Annotated in this window: 12 protein-coding genes and 3 tRNA genes; 4 read left to right on the forward strand and 11 right to left on the reverse strand. The window is 72.2% G+C overall.

Translation table 11 applies throughout. From position 1 onward, the window contains the following. Positions 1–56: 56 nt before the first annotated feature. From ABEA10_RS11290 to ABEA10_RS11300, 3 genes are read right to left on the reverse strand one after another with little or no spacing between them, the layout of a single operon-like run. The gene (locus ABEA10_RS11290) at positions 57–890 is read right to left on the reverse strand and encodes an aminotransferase class IV (protein ID WP_329261064.1); all 834 of its coding nucleotides are present in this window, start codon (positions 888–890) and stop codon (positions 57–59) included. Beyond that, entirely contained in the window at positions 887–1,861 is a 975-nt protein-coding gene (locus ABEA10_RS11295) for an anthranilate synthase component I family protein (RefSeq protein ID WP_345461379.1), read from the reverse strand. The genes ABEA10_RS11290 and ABEA10_RS11295 overlap by 4 nt, the downstream gene beginning before the upstream one ends. Before the next feature lie 17 nt (positions 1,862–1,878). After that, complete coding sequence (locus ABEA10_RS11300; protein WP_345461382.1) at positions 1,879–3,606, reverse strand: carboxyl transferase domain-containing protein; 1,728 nt, start codon at positions 3,604–3,606, stop codon at positions 1,879–1,881. Positions 3,607–3,746: 140 nt separating this feature from the next. Between ABEA10_RS11300 and ABEA10_RS11305 the strand changes: the two genes are divergently transcribed. Next, a complete protein-coding gene (locus ABEA10_RS11305; protein WP_345461385.1) occupies positions 3,747–5,432 on the forward strand; it encodes a serine/threonine-protein kinase in 1,686 nt (561 codons plus the stop codon). A gap of 47 nt (positions 5,433–5,479) precedes the next feature. Here the strand turns inward: ABEA10_RS11305 and ABEA10_RS11310 are convergent, their stop codons facing one another. From ABEA10_RS11310 to ABEA10_RS11330, 5 genes are all read right to left on the reverse strand, one after another. Then, a complete protein-coding gene (locus ABEA10_RS11310) occupies positions 5,480–8,050 on the reverse strand; it encodes a transglutaminase TgpA family protein (RefSeq protein ID WP_345461388.1) in 2,571 nt (856 codons plus the stop codon). After that, on the reverse strand, positions 8,047–9,174 hold the full coding sequence (locus ABEA10_RS11315) for a DUF58 domain-containing protein (protein ID WP_345461391.1): 1,128 nt from the start codon (positions 9,172–9,174) through the stop codon (positions 8,047–8,049). The genes ABEA10_RS11310 and ABEA10_RS11315 overlap by 4 nt, the downstream gene beginning before the upstream one ends. A 2-nt stretch (positions 9,175–9,176) precedes the next feature. Continuing rightward, on the reverse strand, positions 9,177–10,166 hold the full coding sequence (locus tag ABEA10_RS11320) for an AAA family ATPase (RefSeq protein WP_345461394.1): 990 nt from the start codon (positions 10,164–10,166) through the stop codon (positions 9,177–9,179). Continuing rightward, positions 10,166–12,337: a hypothetical protein gene (locus tag ABEA10_RS11325; protein WP_345461397.1), complete on the reverse strand. Its 2,172-nt coding sequence runs from the start codon at positions 12,335–12,337 to the stop codon at positions 10,166–10,168. Before ABEA10_RS11325 ends, ABEA10_RS11320 begins: the two co-directional genes overlap by 1 nt. Before the next feature lie 292 nt (positions 12,338–12,629). Then, positions 12,630–13,352: an ArsR/SmtB family transcription factor gene (locus ABEA10_RS11330; RefSeq protein ID WP_345461400.1), complete on the reverse strand. Its 723-nt coding sequence runs from the start codon at positions 13,350–13,352 to the stop codon at positions 12,630–12,632. Between the two features lie 149 nt (positions 13,353–13,501). Here ABEA10_RS11330 and ABEA10_RS11335 point away from each other — a divergent pair. The 3 genes from ABEA10_RS11335 (at position 13,502) to ABEA10_RS11345 (ending at position 13,769) form a co-directional block, all read left to right on the forward strand. Next, a tRNA-Gly gene (locus ABEA10_RS11335) sits at positions 13,502–13,574 on the forward strand. 28 nt (positions 13,575–13,602) lie between these two features. Continuing rightward, a tRNA-Cys gene (locus tag ABEA10_RS11340) sits at positions 13,603–13,673 on the forward strand. Positions 13,674–13,694: 21 nt separating this feature from the next. Beyond that, positions 13,695–13,769, forward strand: a tRNA-Val gene (locus tag ABEA10_RS11345). Positions 13,770–13,852: 83 nt separating this feature from the next. Here the strand turns inward: ABEA10_RS11345 and ABEA10_RS51075 are convergent. The 3 genes from ABEA10_RS51075 to ABEA10_RS11355 all read right to left on the reverse strand — a co-directional run bounded on the left by ABEA10_RS51075 (position 13,853) and on the right by ABEA10_RS11355 (position 15,162). Then, positions 13,853–14,239, reverse strand: coding sequence for a tyrosine-type recombinase/integrase (locus tag ABEA10_RS51075; protein ID WP_425550898.1), 387 nt, complete (start codon positions 14,237–14,239; stop codon positions 13,853–13,855). Between the two features lie 56 nt (positions 14,240–14,295). Then, the gene (locus ABEA10_RS11350; RefSeq protein WP_345461403.1) at positions 14,296–14,547 is read right to left on the reverse strand and encodes a hypothetical protein; all 252 of its coding nucleotides are present in this window, start codon (positions 14,545–14,547) and stop codon (positions 14,296–14,298) included. Between the two features lie 240 nt (positions 14,548–14,787). Then, entirely contained in the window at positions 14,788–15,162 is a 375-nt protein-coding gene (locus ABEA10_RS11355) for a hypothetical protein (RefSeq protein ID WP_345461406.1), read from the reverse strand. Positions 15,163–15,281 lie beyond the last annotated feature (119 nt).

A 15,281-nucleotide genomic window follows, 5' to 3' on the forward strand; every position in this document is an offset into this window, starting at 1 on the left:
GATCACGGCGCCGCCGCCCGCGGCGCTCGCTTCCGGCGCCGCGAGCGGAACCCGGCTCACGGGTCGAGGTCGGCCGCACCCCGCTCGGCGAACACCTCGATGGCCTTGCGGGTGACGGGGCCCGGCGCGGCCGGCAGGACCGTGCCGTCGATCGCCCTGATCGGCTGCACGTCACGGGTGGTGGAGGTCAGGAAGGCCTCCTCGGCCTCGGCGAACTCCGCCAGCGGCACGTCGGTCTCCTCCCCGCCGACCCACTCGAGCACGAGGGCGCGGGTGATCCCGGCGAGGCAGCCGGAGGACAGCGGCGGAGTGATCAGCCGGCCGCCGCGGACGAGGAAGACGTTGGAGCCGGTGCCCTCGCAGAGGTTCCCGGCGAGGTTGCCGAAGATCGCCTCGGCGCCGCCGTGCTCGTGGGCGTACGCGAGGGCCTTGGCGTTGTCGCCGTAGGAGGTCGTCTTCAGCCCGGACAGGGCGCCCCGCTCGTTGCGCGGCCACGGCACGACCGAGACGTCGCCGGTCGCCGGGAACGGCCGCTGCTCCGCGACGGCCACGATCGCGGTCGCGCCGGTCGTGCCGCGGTCGGAGCCGAGCGGGCCCTCACCGCTGGTGTAGGTGATGCGGATGCGGGCGAGGTCCCACTTGGGTGAGGCGTCGAGGACGTCGAGCGTGCCCTGACGGATGGCGTCCAGGTCCGGCTCGGGCAGCCCGAGCCCGGCGGCCGAGACCGCGAGCCGGTCCAGGTGGCGGGTGAGGGCGAACGACCGGCCGCGCACGGCCTTGATCGTCTCGAAGACCCCGTCACCCACGAGGATGCCGTGGTCGAACACGGACACTCGCGCGTCCTCCGGGGCGTGCAGCGCCCCGTTGATCCATACCGGACCGGAACTCATCGTGAAGCTACCTCCAATAGCCGAGCCGCCTTCAGCTCGGTCTCCTGCCATTCGCGCCGGGGGTCGGAGTGCCACGTGATGCCCGCCCCGGTGCCGAACCTGAGCCGATCATCGGTCGCCCAGAACGTACGGATGCCGACCGCGAGCGCACCACGCCGGGAGTCCGCGTCCACCCAGCCGATGGCTCCACAGTACGGGCCGCGGGGCACCGGTTCGAGCTCATTAAGGAGCGTTAGGGCGCTGGACTTCGGCGCGCCGGTGACCGATCCGGGCGGGAAGGTCGCGGCGATCAGCTCCGGCCACCCCCCTCCGGGCGGCAGCCGGCCCCGTACGGTCGAGACAAGGTGCACCAGACCGGGATGTTCCTCCAGCGCGCAGAGGGCGGGAACCGAAACCGAACCTGGTTCGACCACTCGGCCGAGATCGTTGCGGACCAGGTCCACGATCATGACGTTCTCGGCGCGGTCCTTGGGCAGGAGGTCCTCCGGCGTGCGGCCGGTGCCCTTGATCGGGCGCGACTCGACCACGTCGCCCGCGCGGGACAGGTAAAGCTCCGGCGACGCGGAGGCGATCTGGAGCCCCGGCAAGCGCATGACCGCGCCGTACGGTGACGGGTTGCCGCGGGCGAGGGCGTGGCCCAGGCCGACGAGGTCGTCCTCCGGCAGCGGGGCGGACAGCACCCGGCACAGGTTGGCCTGGTAGACCGTGCCCTCCGCGATCGCCGCGCGGATCGTCTCCACCCCGGCGACGTAGGCGTCCCGGCCGAGCGAGCTGGTCCACGACTCGCGCGGCGGCCCCTGCCAGGGCGCGCACGGAAGCGGCGCCCGCCGTACGGTGCCGAACCGCGCGCAGGTGACCTGGCCCTCGTAGGTGACGACGACGGCCCAGTACCCCGATGAGTCGAGGGCGGCCAGATCATCGGTCACATCGGTCAGCTCGGTGGCCAGCAACCCCCCGGCGTGGGCGAACATGACACCAGTCTGCCGAGTCACCAGGTGTCGAGCGGGGTCCGGCGTTCGCGGCGCGGCGCCGAGCGCAGCGCGGTGCCGATCCAGCGGCGGGTCTCGGCCGGGTCGATCACGTCGTCGATCTCATAGACCGTCGCGGCGGACAGGGCCTTACCCCGCTCGTACGCGCGGGCGACGAGCTCGTCGAACAGGGCGTCGGGGTCCTCGGCCGCGGCCAGTTCCCGGCGGTACCCCAGGCGCACGGCGCCCTCCAGGCCCATGCCCCCGAGCTCGCCGGTCGGCCAGGCCACGGTCGCGACCGGCACCTTGAGGCTGCCGCCGGCCATGGCCTGCGCCCCGAGCCCGTACGCCTTGCGCAGGATGACCATGACGAGCGGGACGTCGAGGTTCGCTCCGGTGACGAACATGCGGGCGAAGTGCCGCACGGTGGCGGTCTTCTCGGCCTCCGGGCCGACCATGAACCCCGGTGTGTCGCACAGCGACACCAGTGGCAGGCCGAACGCGTCGCACAGCTTCATGAACCGGGAGGCCTTGTCCGCGCCGTCGGCGTCGATCGCGCCGCCGAGATGGGCGGGGCTGTTGGCGATCACGCCGACCGGCACGCCCTCGATCCGGGCGAGGGCGGTGACGATCCCGGGCCCGTACGCCGCCCGCAGCTCCAGCACCGAGCCGGTGTCGGCGAGCGTCTCGATCACCGTACGGACGCCGTAGACGCGCTTGCGGTCCAGCGGGACGAGGCCGCGCAGCGCCTCCTGCCCGGCGGCCTCCCAGGTGCCGGCCGGTCCCTGGAAGTAGGCGAGGTACCGCCGGGCGACGCGTACGGCCTCGGCCTCGTCGGCGACCGGGACGTCCACGACGCCGTTCGGCACCTGGACCGCCATCGGGCCGATCTCCTCCGGCGCGAACACGCCCAGCCCGCCACCCTCGATCATCGCCGGGCCGCCCATGCCGATGTTGGCGTCCTCGGTGGCGATCACGACGTCGCAGCAGCCGAGCAGCGCGGCGTTCCCGGCGAAGCACCGCCCCGAGGCGATGCCGATCAGCGGCACCTGGCCGCTGAGCCGCGCGAACAGGTGGAACGCCATGGTGTCCAGGCCCGAGACGGAGGCGGTGTCGGTGTCGCCGGGCCGCCCGCCTCCGCCCTCGGCGAACAGGACGACGGGCAGCCGCCGGCGCTCGGCGAGCTCGAGCATCCGGTCCTTCTTGTAGTGGTTCATCGCGCCCTGCGTGCCCGCCAGGACCGTGTAGTCGTAGGCGAGCACGACCGCGGGACGGCCGTTCACGTCCCCGACCCCGGCGACCAGGCCGTCCGCGGGGGTCTTCTCGATCAGCTCCTTCAGGGGCCGGCGCGCCCGCTGCGCGGCGACGGCCAGCGCGCCGTACTCGGTGAACGTCTCGCACAGGTCCGCGACGTTCTCCCGTGCCGTACGGTGCCCGGTCGCGCGCCGGCGCCGTACGGCCTCCGGGCGCGCGGCGTCCAGGCCGATCTCGTGGCGGCGGCGCACCTCCGCCAGGTCGGGCCGCTCCCCCGCCGCGGCCTCGGCCGGCGCGGCCTCCGCCTCGACGTCGCTCTCCTCGATGGCGACCAGCGTCTCGTCCTCGCCGACGAGCGCGCCGGCGATGGCCGCGACCTCGCGTACGACACCGGCGACCGGCGCGACCACGACGTACTCCATCTTCATCGACTCGAGCACGACCAACGGGGTCCCGGCGGGAACGGATTGGCCGGGGGTCACGTCGATACTCACGACAATGCCTTGAACGGGCGCGATGACGGGGGTCGTGTCCATGCCTGCAACCTCTCTCCGTTGTCAGGGACACGTACTACCATCAACACGACACACCCCCCGTTGCCTGTCATGCCCGTGATCGACGAAGAAGGGACCGCATGATCGACGAGGTCCCCGGCTACCGCATCCTCGAGCGGGCGGGGGAAGGCGGCTTCAGCGTCGTCTACCGGGCCCACCAGGAGCGCCTCGACCGCATCGTCGCGCTGAAGGTGCTGTCGGTCGACGCCGTGGACGACGACACGATGCGCCGGTTCGAACGCGAGTGCCAGATCACCGGGCGTCTCACCGGCCACCCGAACGTCGTCACCGTCCTCGACACCGGCATGACGAGCACCGGCAAGCCGTACATCTCGATGGACTACTTCGAGCACGGCTCGCTGCGCGACCGGCTCTCGCGCGAGGGCCCGCTGCCGCTGCAGGACGTCCTGCGCATCGGGGTGAAGATCGCCGGTGCGCTCGCCGCCACGCACGAGGCCGAGGTGCTGCACCGCGACGTCAAGCCGCAGAACATCCTCGTCTCCCGCTACGGCGAGCCGGCGCTGGCCGACTTCGGCGTCGCGCGGCTGGTGGACTCCTCCGAGGCCACGCACACCAACGCGTTCACGCCGCACCACGCCGCGCCGGAGGTGGTCAACGGGCAGCCGCCGGGCGTGACCTCCGACATCTACGCGCTGGCTTCGTCGATGTACCAGCTGCTGGCGGGTCGGCCGGCCTTCCGCGCCGGCTCCGGTTCTGGCATCGGCCCGCTGATGATGCGCATCCTCAACGAGCCACCGCCGCCGATCGAGCGCGCCGACGTGCCGCCTCAGGTCTTCGAGTTCATCGCCAAGGCCATGGCCAAGTCGCCCCACGACCGCTTCCCGAGCGCGGTGGCGTTCGCCACGCGGCTGCAGCATCTGCAGATGGAGCTGCGGCTGCCGGTGACCGAGCTGGCGAGCAGCGGCGCGGTGTCCAGTGCGAGCACGTCCTCGCCGGAGGTCGACCACTCCGGGTTCACCGGGCCCGGGTTCGACATGCTGGTGCGCTCGTTCGAGCCGCACGTGCCGGCCGCCCACCCCGACGCCGCCCCGCACCGGACGGGTCCCGACACCGGGCCGCCGCCGAAGCCACCGACGGCACCGTCGGCGCCGCCCACCCGGGCCCAGACACCGTCCCAGGCGCAGCCGCAGACGCAGGCGTGGGCGCCCCAGCCGGGGCCCGCACCGGGGCCACAGCAGACGACCGCTCCCCCGACGCACACGCCGACGCCCCGCATGCTCCAGGAGGCCGGCGGCCCGCCCCGGGCCGGCGGTCTGAAGGGGCGCGGCGGCCTCATCGCCGGAGTGCTGGCGGTGGTGGTCGTGGGTACGGGCGCCGGCGTCACCGGTGTGCTGGTGTTCGGCGGCGACGACAAGCCGCCCCCGCCGAAGCCGACCCCGACCCAGGCGGCCCCGACGACTCCGTCCGCGCCGAACACGAGTCCCGCGGTCCCGGCGGCCGTCATCCACGCCGCGACGCCGCGCGCGGTCCGCGCGGTCGGCCGAGGCCAGCTCGTCAGCCTGCGCTGGAAGCTGACGAAGGACAACAACTACCCGATCTGGGTGCAGCAGGCCGACCAGGCGGGCTCGGAGGCCCCCCAGGCCCTTCCGCCGCGCACGCTCAGCACCACCATCAGCGGCCTCGACCCGGCGAAGGGCTACTGCTTCGTGGTGGGCGCGATGGTCGCCATGGGCCAGAGTGACGGCCAGGCCGCCACGATCGCCTGGTCGAAACCGGCCTGCATCCGCGGCGCGCACGCCGGATAGGTCCCCGCGACGCGGCGTCCCCGGCGCCGCTTCGACGGCCCCGGGCGTCAGCGCGCTCGCAGCTTGCGCGGGTGCAGGCGGCGGCCCGCGCGGCGCACCGGGCTCGCCGCGCGGGCGACGAGCCGGCCGATCTGGTCCGTGTGCCGCCACGCGGCCTCGGCGGCGGCCGGATCCGGCGGTCGCTCCGCGTACTCCGCGCGGTTGACCAGGTCCGCGAGCGGGCGCAGGTGGCGTTCGGTGCCGGCGACGGTACGCCCGCCGAACCCGGCCACCTCGTGCGCGGTCAGCGCGGTCGCCCGCGGGAGCCCGACGGCGTGCAGCGTCTCGACGGTCTGCTCCCACGCTCCGGCGATCCGCTCCGCGGGCGTGTCCGCCGTGCGTCTGCGGCGGCGCCGCAGCATCGGCAGGACGAGCACGGCCACCAGGTACGCGATCGGGATGAGCGGGGCGGCGGCCGCCGCGTACACCCACCAGGGCGTCGCCTTGTGCGGCGTCTTCTTGGCGATGGGCGGCGGGGTCGGCTGCTTGGGCTTCGTGGAGCCGCCGTTGCCCTTGTTCTTGGCCGCGGCGTTCTTCTGCGCCTGCTCCAGCTTCTGCTGGGCGCTCCCCGCCGGCACCGAGCCGGACTTCTGCGACCGGCCCCGTTGCTCGGGCGTCGGGTAGAACGGCACCCAGCCCAGCCCGGTGAAGTCCACCTCTGGCCAGACCAGCACGTCACCCGAGCGCACCTGGAACTCACCGTCGCCGCCGATGCCCGGTCGGAAACCGACGACCACACGTGTGGGCAGGCCGAGCGAGCGGGCGAGCACGGCGTACGCGGTGGCGAACTGCTCCGACGTGCCGCGCTTGGACCGGGTGAGAAAGTAGTCGAGCTGCGCGTAGGTGTGGCCGGGCAGGCCGGACACGTCGTACGTGGCCGCCTTCTGCAGGTAGTCGGCGAGCTTGGCCGCACGCAGGAAGCCCGTGCTCTGGCCGGCGGTGATCTGTTCGGCGAGCTTGTGGAAGGCGGGCACCTGGGCGTTCGCGGCGGTCGTGCCGGGCGACTCGGGCAGGGCCGTCGCGGCCAGCGCCTCGGGGTCGCGGGCCGGCTCCGCGTCGGCGAGCTCGTCCGCGTCGTAGTCGCGCGCCGTCGACCGCACCGAGTACGTCTGGCCGGTGCGCAGCGGCTGGGCGGAGGTGAGCACGCCGCTCTCGGGATCGACCGTGACGCCCAGGCCCGTGACGGTCGTGGGCCGGTCGGCGGCCGGCACCCACACGCCGGGCAGGTTCTGGATTTGGAAACGCTGGTCGACACGGGTGCCGTGCCGGTGCTCGGTCACACGCGTCGGCGCCGGAATCCGGTTGCCGGCCGCGACGAAGTTCCCCCCGGAGGTCCAGGTCACGCCGTCGAACCGGTCGAGCACGGCGAGCCGCCAGTTCTCCGGCGCGGTGGTGTGCACGGTGAACATCGGCTGGTCCGGTGTCTGCAGCCACGCCGAGACCCGGTCGAGGGGGCTGACGCTGTCGCGCTGTTCCGGCGGCGGCGCCTTGACGGACTGACGCGGGTCGTACGGCGTGCCGGCGACGGGCAGCAGGGGTCCGGCGAGCATCGCGACCAGGCCGAGCGCGACCGCCGCGGCGACTCCGGCGGGCGCGCGGCCGGCCCGGCCGTCGCCGCGGACGAGGATGAGCACGGCGGCGAGGCCGACCAGCGCCGCCGCCACCGGCAGGTTCGAGCGGGGGCCGCCCACGCCGAGCAGGAGCGCGACCCCGAAGACGGCCACGGACGGCAGCGCCGGAACGGCCTTCGTCCTCGATCGCAGCACCGTCTCGGCCCCGGTGGCCGCCGCGAACCAGGTGAGCACCTGCGGCAGCACGAGCAGCTCCGGGCGGCCCGGGGCGGGCATGAGCGTGGTGAGGATGGCCTTCCAGGAGTCGCGCAGGGACCCGCCGATCACCCCGAAGTCGCCGTGGAAGAGGACGAGACCGGCGACGAGCACCCAGCCGCCCACCGTCAGCAGGATCGCGATCCAGAGGGGCCAGCTGCGCCGCCGGGGCCAGGAGACCAGCGCCGACAGGAGCACGGGGACGACGGCGGCGACCGCGACGACCGGCGCGATGTCGCGGAGGGCGAAGACGCGCTGGAAGCCGAGCCCGGCCGCCGCCGCCAGCGCCGCGGTGACGGCGAGCGCGAGACCCAGGCGTACGGGCCCGGGAGCCGGAGTCCGCCGTACGGGCGAGGTCTTCGCCGCGGGGCGGCCCGGGCCGTTCCCGGCGGACGCCTCGGCGGCGCCTGTGCCCTGGGCCGCGCCGGGACCAACACCGGCGTTGGTGATCAGGCCCTGGTTGATGGTCGGACCCTGGTCGGCGCTCGCGCCGTCATCGGCGCCCAGGCTCTGGTTGGTGATCAGACCCTGGTTGATGATCACGCCCTCGCCGGTGCTCCGGCCCTGGGCCGTGCCGAGATCATGGGCGGAGCGCGGGTTGTACGGCGCTCCCGCGCGGTGCGGGTCCGCTGGCGGGGCCTCGGCTCCGAATCGCTCGCCGGCGCCGGGGCCGGCCGCCGGACCCGGCGCGGGAGGGGGCTCGTCCACGGGGCCGCGGGCCGGGGGCGGCGGCACGTCGTCCGGTGTGGTCATCGAACGGCTCCCGCCCACGCCGCGCGCAGCTCGTCCAGGTTCGCCATCTCGATCAGCGCGATGCCCGGCAGGCCGGGTCCGGGGGCCTCCGGGCGGATCCGCACGCACACGACCCGGTCGAACCGGCGCCGCAGCGTGCCCGCGCGCGTGATGTCCCCCCGCGCGCCGGTGAGGACCACGAGCGACCCGCCCGCGCGTACCCGGCGGGCGACGTCGAGCGCCTCGTGCGGCACGTCGTGCGCCTGGAGCACGGCCAGCCGGTCCAGGATCAGCTCGATGTCGTGCGGTCCGCCGCGCGTCTCGACGAGAGTCCCGTCGCCGGTCAGAACCCGTACGGGGAAGCTCGCCGCGGAGGCGCCGGCCGCGACCGAGGCGGCGGCGTCGACGGCCAGCTCGAAGTCGTCCTGGTCGGGATAGGCGTTCTCGTTCGTGTCGATCACGATGGTCGTCTGGGGCAGGCTCGCGTCCACGAGCTGGCGGACCATGAGAGTGCCCGTGCGCGCGCTGGACCGCCAGTGGATGTACCGCAGGTCGTCGCCCACGACGTACTCGCGCAGCGCGTGGAAGGTGACCGTGCCCGCCGGGGCCGTGTCGGTCGTCGGGCCTTCGAGGTGGTGGTTGCGGCCGGAGGGCATCAGCGGAAGCCCGACGGTGCGGGGGCGTACGAGAAGCTTCTGGACATCGCCGTACTCCCGCACGCGCCGCGCCAGGCCGAACGGGTCCGCGCGCACGAGGCGCAGCGGGCCGACGGGGATCTCCCCGCGCCGGTCCGTGGGCAGCGGGTACGTCACCGTCTCGGGACGGTCCGGCCGCAGGCCGGGCAGCTCCACGTCGATGGCGTCAGCGCCGCACGCGTCGTGCGCGCGCATCCCGGCCCGCCGGAGCCGCCCGGTGTTGGTGACGTGCAGGACGCCGCCGGCCGCCTCGCCGCGCGCGACCCGGTCCGGCGTGATCTCCCGCCGTACGTCGAGCCGCGGCCGCGGCAGCGTCCACAGCACGGCCGTGACGACGGCCACCAGGCCGCCGGTGGCCAGCACGACCGGTTCGGCGTACCCGAGCCAGGCCCCGGCGGCGTACAGCAGCACCGAGAGCACGGCGATCCCCCAGCCGAGCCGCGTCAGCACGGTCAGACCCCGGCCGCCTGGGGCACGGGGACCCGGCCGAGCACCTCGGCGACCAGGTCACCGGCCGTACGGCCGCGCAGCTCCGCCTCGGGCGTGAGCATGAGCCGGTGCCCGATCACGTGCGGCGCCAGGGCCTTGATGTCTTCGGGGACGACGTACGAGCGGCCGGCCGCGGCGGCGCGGACGCGGACCGCGCGCAGCAGCGCGAGGCTGGCACGGGGGCTGGCGCCCAGCCGGATGTCGGAGTGCTGGCGCGTGGCGGCGACGATGTGCACGAGGTAGTCGTACAGCGGCGGCGCCACGTGGATCCGGCTCGCGAAGTCGATCATGTTCTTGATGTCCTCGCGCCCGGCGACCTTGGGCAGGTGGTCGACGGCCGGCCCGGACGGCATGCCGGTCAGGACGGCGACCTCCGACGTGTGGTCGGGATAGCCCATGGAGATCTTCATCAGGAACCGGTCGAGCTGGGCCTCCGGGAGCGGGTACGTGCCGTCCATGTCGACCGGGTTCTGCGTCGCGATCACCATGAACGGCCGCGGCACCGACTGCGGCCGCCCCTCCACGGACACCCGCCGCTCCTCCATGACCTCCAGCAGCGCCGACTGCGTCTTCGGCGAGCCGCGGTTGATCTCGTCGGCGACGACGATGTTCGCGAAGATCGGCCCTGGGTGGAACTCGAACTTGCTGGTCGCCTGGTTGAAGATCGAGACACCCGTCACGTCGGAGGGCAGCAGGTCCGGCGTGAACTGGATGCGCGTCCACTGCGCGTCCACGCTCGCCGCGATCGCGCGGGCGAGCGTGGTCTTGCCCACGCCCGGCACGTCCTCCAGGAGCAGATGACCCTCGCTGAGCAGGCAGAGCATCGCGAGTTCGACGTTCTCCCGCTTACCGCGGATCACCCGCTCGATGTTGCCGGCCAGCGCGCCGAACAACTGAGCGAACCGTCCGACCAAGGCTTCCGCGTCAGGCGCCCCGTACGCCTCCGCCGTCATCAGTCAGCACACTCCCAGATGGCCGGTCCGGCGAGCTCCTGCCACGGGGTGTGCGGCGTGTTCGGCAGGTAGCCGATCAGGTAGCCGATGTGACCCTTGTGCTCGATGTAGTCGTAGAGGCTGCCGGAGAAATCGGCATCGCCGTTGGGGTGCTGGTAGTGCGTGCCCATCTTCTGGCACCTGACCTGGACCTGCTGCGTGTTGGCGTTCTTGATCTCCTCGGCGACGTTGCTGTCGTTGAGGTTGGTGGCGTCCGGCGTCTTCGTGACGTAGCTCGTGTCCGCCTCGTTACCGCCGTGGTGGATGCCGTAGGTGTTCACCGGGCCTTCGAGCTTGACGGTGTTGCTGGTCATCTTCTTGCCCGCCGGGTTGGAGGCGGTGACCTTCACCGTGTAGGTACCGTTCTTCCAGATGTTGCCGAACGTCACCGAGGTGCCGGAGACGTTCGGGTTGGAGCCGCTCTTCGGCCCGCTGACGTTCACGGCGTAGGTGACCTTCTTGGCGTCGGCGCTCGGCGGCGCCTGCCAGTCGATCTTCGCCCCCTGGGCCGTGCCCGTACCGGTGACGTTGCTCGGCGCGTCCGGCTCGGTGCACGACAGGGTGGGCGTCGTGTACTGGGAGTCGACCTCCGACTCATGGTCGCGGTTGTTGTACAGCGCGGCCACGGCGAACTGGTACTCCTGGCCGCAGGTGCCGCCCTTGACGGTGAAGGTGTAGTCGGGCCCGTGCGGCCCGATCTTGTCCGGCGTGGCGGTCAGTCCGTCCGAGGTGAGCAGCCTGTAGCCGGTCGCGTCTCCTCCGCCGCCCGGCTCGAAGTCGATCTTGATCGTGCCGTCCGGCTGCGGGGTCGCCCGCAGGTTGGTCGGCGCGTTCGGCGGCGTGACCTTGGGCGGGTCGGGCTTGTGCGACGGCGGGGTGATGGGCGGCTTGCTGGGCAGCCGCGGGTGGGTCGGAGCACCGTGCGGGCCGTCACCGCCGCCGGCCTTCGGCCTGCCGCTGGCACCGCCGGCCGGCACGCCCACTCGCGGAATCGGGCTGTTGTGGCTGCCCGGCACGTCCGGCGTGTACTTCTGGATCGGCTTGTGCCCGCCCGCGCCGTCGACCACGACGCCCTTGGCGCTGTCCGGGCCGTTCACCCAGAGCAGGCCGTCCTTGACGAACGCGTCGAGCGGGCCGGACTGGCCGGTGACCGGAACCTGCTGGCCCATCCGGTTGGTCGCCTGGTCGTACACGATCAGGCTGCCGGTGCTCTGGTCCGGGATGTAGACCTTCTGGCCGAGCGCCTGCGGCGGGGCGAGCTTGTGCTTGGCCGGGAGCTTCAGCGCGACGCTGCTGAGCGAGCCGCTGCCCGTGTTCAGCACGACGAGGGAGTTGCCGGCGAGCAGGGGGACGAGCTGGCCGTCGGTGGTCGCGGGCGCCAGCACCGAGCCCTTGGCCGCCTGGGCGACGGTCGAGGGCAGGCGGACCTTCACCTGGGTGCCGTTCCTGCCGATGATGACGGCCTGGGCGGAGGTGAAGTCGGTGACCACCGGAGCGCCCGCGGCGATCGTGAGCGCCAGGTCGTCACCCGCCCGGCCGATGCCGATGGGCCGCGCGGCCTGCCCGCTGCGTACGGGCGCGGCCTGGCCGTTGGCGGGCACCGGGACCCACAGCACCGAGGTCGCGTCGATGGCGGAAGAGCCGAGCGGGCCGGTGAGGGCGAGGGGCGAGCCCATCGTCGCGAGGGTCATCGGGTCGAGCCGCTGGACGCTGCCCTTCTGCTGGTCCAGCGCGTACGCCTGGCCGGAGCCGGACACCACCTGCATGCCGGCGGCACCGCGGTACGTGGCGCCCTGCACGACGTTGAGATGCGCCGGGTCGACGCGGCTGACCACGCCGGTCACCTCGTCGACGATGAGGACGACGCCGCCCTGCTGGATCACCTTCATCGGGTGGCCGGTCGAACCGGACAGCGTGACTTTGCCGTCCACCTTGCCGGACAGCCCGTTGACGTGGACGAGCTCGCCACGCCGGACGGACGTCAGCCAGCCGCCGACGTCCGACAGGTGGTATTTCGCGCTGGCCATTCCGACGCCGAACACGACGGCGGCGGCACACAGCACACCAACGACTCCGATCGCGATGTGCCCGGTCAGCCGATCACGACGGAAGAACCTGCGCTCCCCGCTCACCCGTTCCTACCTCCCGCGCGTCACACCCCGGCCTATCGGTGATGCAAGGGTCACCTTAATGTGTCCAAGCCGGTCAAATGTCGGTAGTGCCCAATTGGTGACACACTTCTCTGACCAGCGACGGTGAGTGACCGAAATGGACGTCGTTTTCCGGTGAAGAGGACGTCCGTAGGCCCGGTGTCGCTTGCTTCGAGCCCTTGGACGCGCGAACGGGCGAGCCGGTTCCTCGTAAGCCCGCGGTTCTGCCGTGGCGATGGCTCCGATCCGCCGGGCGGCGAGGCCGAGCGGCCGCTCAGCCGATGACACAGCCGAAAACGTCGGCGAGACCGGCGCGCCCGCTGTCGGTAAGGACGAGGGAACGGCGGGACGCGCCGCGTTCGAACCAGCCGAGCTCGATCACGCCGGCCGTCACCGCCGCGCCGAGAGCGCCGTTGAGGTGAGGGCGGCGCTCGGTCCAGTCGAGGCAGTGCCCGGCGAACCTCCGCCGCGACGCCCGGGCCGCGGCCACGTCGACGCCGATGGCGGCGAGGCTCTCCTCCCCCTTGTCGGTCACCTCGTACGCGCTGCGCTCGGGCTCGTCGGCGACGGCGTCGAGCGCGGGTTCGAGAAGGCCACGGCCGATCATCGCGTCGAACAGCGCGACCCCGGCCCGCCCGGCGAGGTGGTCGTAGCAGGTGCGCGCCTCCCCCAGCGCCGCCGCCTGCCTCGACTGCCTCAGGCTGCGCACCTGCACCTTCGGACTGATCAGGCTCAGCGCTTCGATCACCGAGGCGACCTCGGCGCCCTTGAGCCGGTAGTAGCGGTGCCGCCCCTGCTTGACGACGCTCACAAGACCGCCGTCGAGGAGCTTGCCGAGATGCGAACTGGCCGTGGCCGGGGTGACACCGGCCGTACGGGCCAGCTCACCGGCGGACAGGGGCCTTCCGTCGAGGAGCACGGTGAGCATCGCCGCCCGCGCACGATCGGCGAGCAGCGCCGCCACCGGCGCGATGTCGGAGCCGTACGGTTCGGGCATACGACGACGTTACGCCCAGGACACTTAGACGTCGGTCGAAGGAACGCCACGCCGGTGGGCCGTAGGGCGTTACCGAGTTGGGGGTCGGGCTGAGAATCCGCTAGTGTTTGGCGTGTCGCCAGGGGGGTCAAGCCCCCGGGAGACACCACGCGGACGTGGCTCAGTTGGTAGAGCATCACCTTGCCAAGGTGAGGGTCGCGGGTTCGAATCCCGTCGTCCGCTCGGAGAGGTCTTGCCGAAGGCCTCACTCGGTGGAGTGGCCGAGAGGCGAGGCAACGGCCTGCAAAGCCGTGTACACGGGTTCAAATCCCGTCTCCACCTCTGAAGCACTCAGCTTCGCGAGGGCGATTAGCTCAGTGGGAGAGCGCTACCTTGACACGGTAGAGGTCACTGGTTCAATCCCAGTATCGCCCACCAGGTTTCACCTGGTCAGCAGCCCGGGCACCGGAGACGGTGGCCGGGCTTTCGTTCCTCCGACCGTCATTTGACCGTGGTCAGTGTCACGACGCCGCCCGGAACACGCGGGTCCGGGTCCGAGCGAAAGCGGCCAACGCGGTGTCGTCGGCATCAGGCAGGGTGTGCAGGTAGCGTTCGGTAGCCCGCAGTCCGGCATGCCCGAGTCGTTCCCGGACGATCTGCAAGTCCGCTCCCCCGGCCAGCACCCAGGAAGCATGCGCGTGCCGCAGATCCCGCACCCTCACCCGCCGGTCAATGTCGGCGGCCCTGACCGCCGGATCCCAGACCTGCTCACGGAACCAGTCCCGCGGAATATGCCCATCAGTGTCCAGGCCCCGACGGAGACGGGGATGATCCTTCCCGGCCGCCCGACGCATCGCCCGATATCGGGCATACGCACCCCGGCAGTAGGAGCACCGGCAGCGGCCCATCGAGTATCCGGTCAACGTCCCATGCCGATACCGCCGCCCAGCCGCATTCGGCCTCGTCACGCCGAGGCTCCCCGGATCCCGCAACACCCTACCGTCGGCTGGCGACGCACCGCGGGCGCGGCGAACAGCAGATCACCTGGTCCAATGCCTCGGGCTGCGGCGAACGCGGCCAGACGGGAGACGAGCAGGCAGCTGAGTTTCAGACGGCGGAACTCCCGATTCTTCGGATAGTCCTTGACCAGAAACCGCCCACCCGACGGATGGAACGCTGGCCGCAACTCCACGACCGTACGCGCCACCGTGAGCATCCGCGTCTCCGGATCCAGGTCGCCTGCGCGGAGTTCCGCGAGCTCACCCCAGCGCAGCCCGGCTTGGATGGCGACCTCGGCCAGCAGACGCGACTGCTCGTCCGGGCAACGCGGTCACGATCGCTTCGCACTCCGCCGGCGTGAGTATCTTCAGCGGCCTCTTCGGCACCGGCGGGGCCGTCACCCCGCTACACGGACGCAAGAAGATCCGACAGTCACCTCCCCTTGATCGGCTGACCGTCACCCGACCGTGATCAATCCCGATGCGATCGGTCCCCCTTTCAGTTTCCGCAGGTCAGCGAAGCGCAACCGGTAATCAGGGGCCCGAGGGGAGCCATCGGTCGTGTTCAATTTTCGACCAACAGGGCGTGGACATTCTCCTGCAAAACGCCGGAGAATCGGGCCTGTGAGTGCCCGTCGGTGCCAGTGCAGGATGGTGTCCGGGCGGACCAGCAGGTGGAGTTGCCGGAGCTTGTCCGTCGGCAGGCGATGGAGCAGTCCGGTGAGCAGGAACCGGTCGGCCGGCGTGAACGCCGGCTTGGCCGATTGGCGCTGCAAGATCGTCAGCTGGTGCCGCAGCACCAAGATCTCTATCTCCTTCTCGCGATCGCTCATCGGCAGTAGCCGTATGAAGGAGAACGTGTTCGTTACGGCGAGATAGGCCGGGCATAGCAGCGCGACAGATCATCATGCCGCGGAGGCGGAGTCCCCGCGCGCCGTCAGATCAAGACACG

This window comes from Actinoallomurus oryzae, assembly GCF_039541955.1.
In the GTDB taxonomy this organism is placed as follows: domain Bacteria; phylum Actinomycetota; class Actinomycetes; order Streptosporangiales; family Streptosporangiaceae; genus Actinoallomurus; species Actinoallomurus oryzae.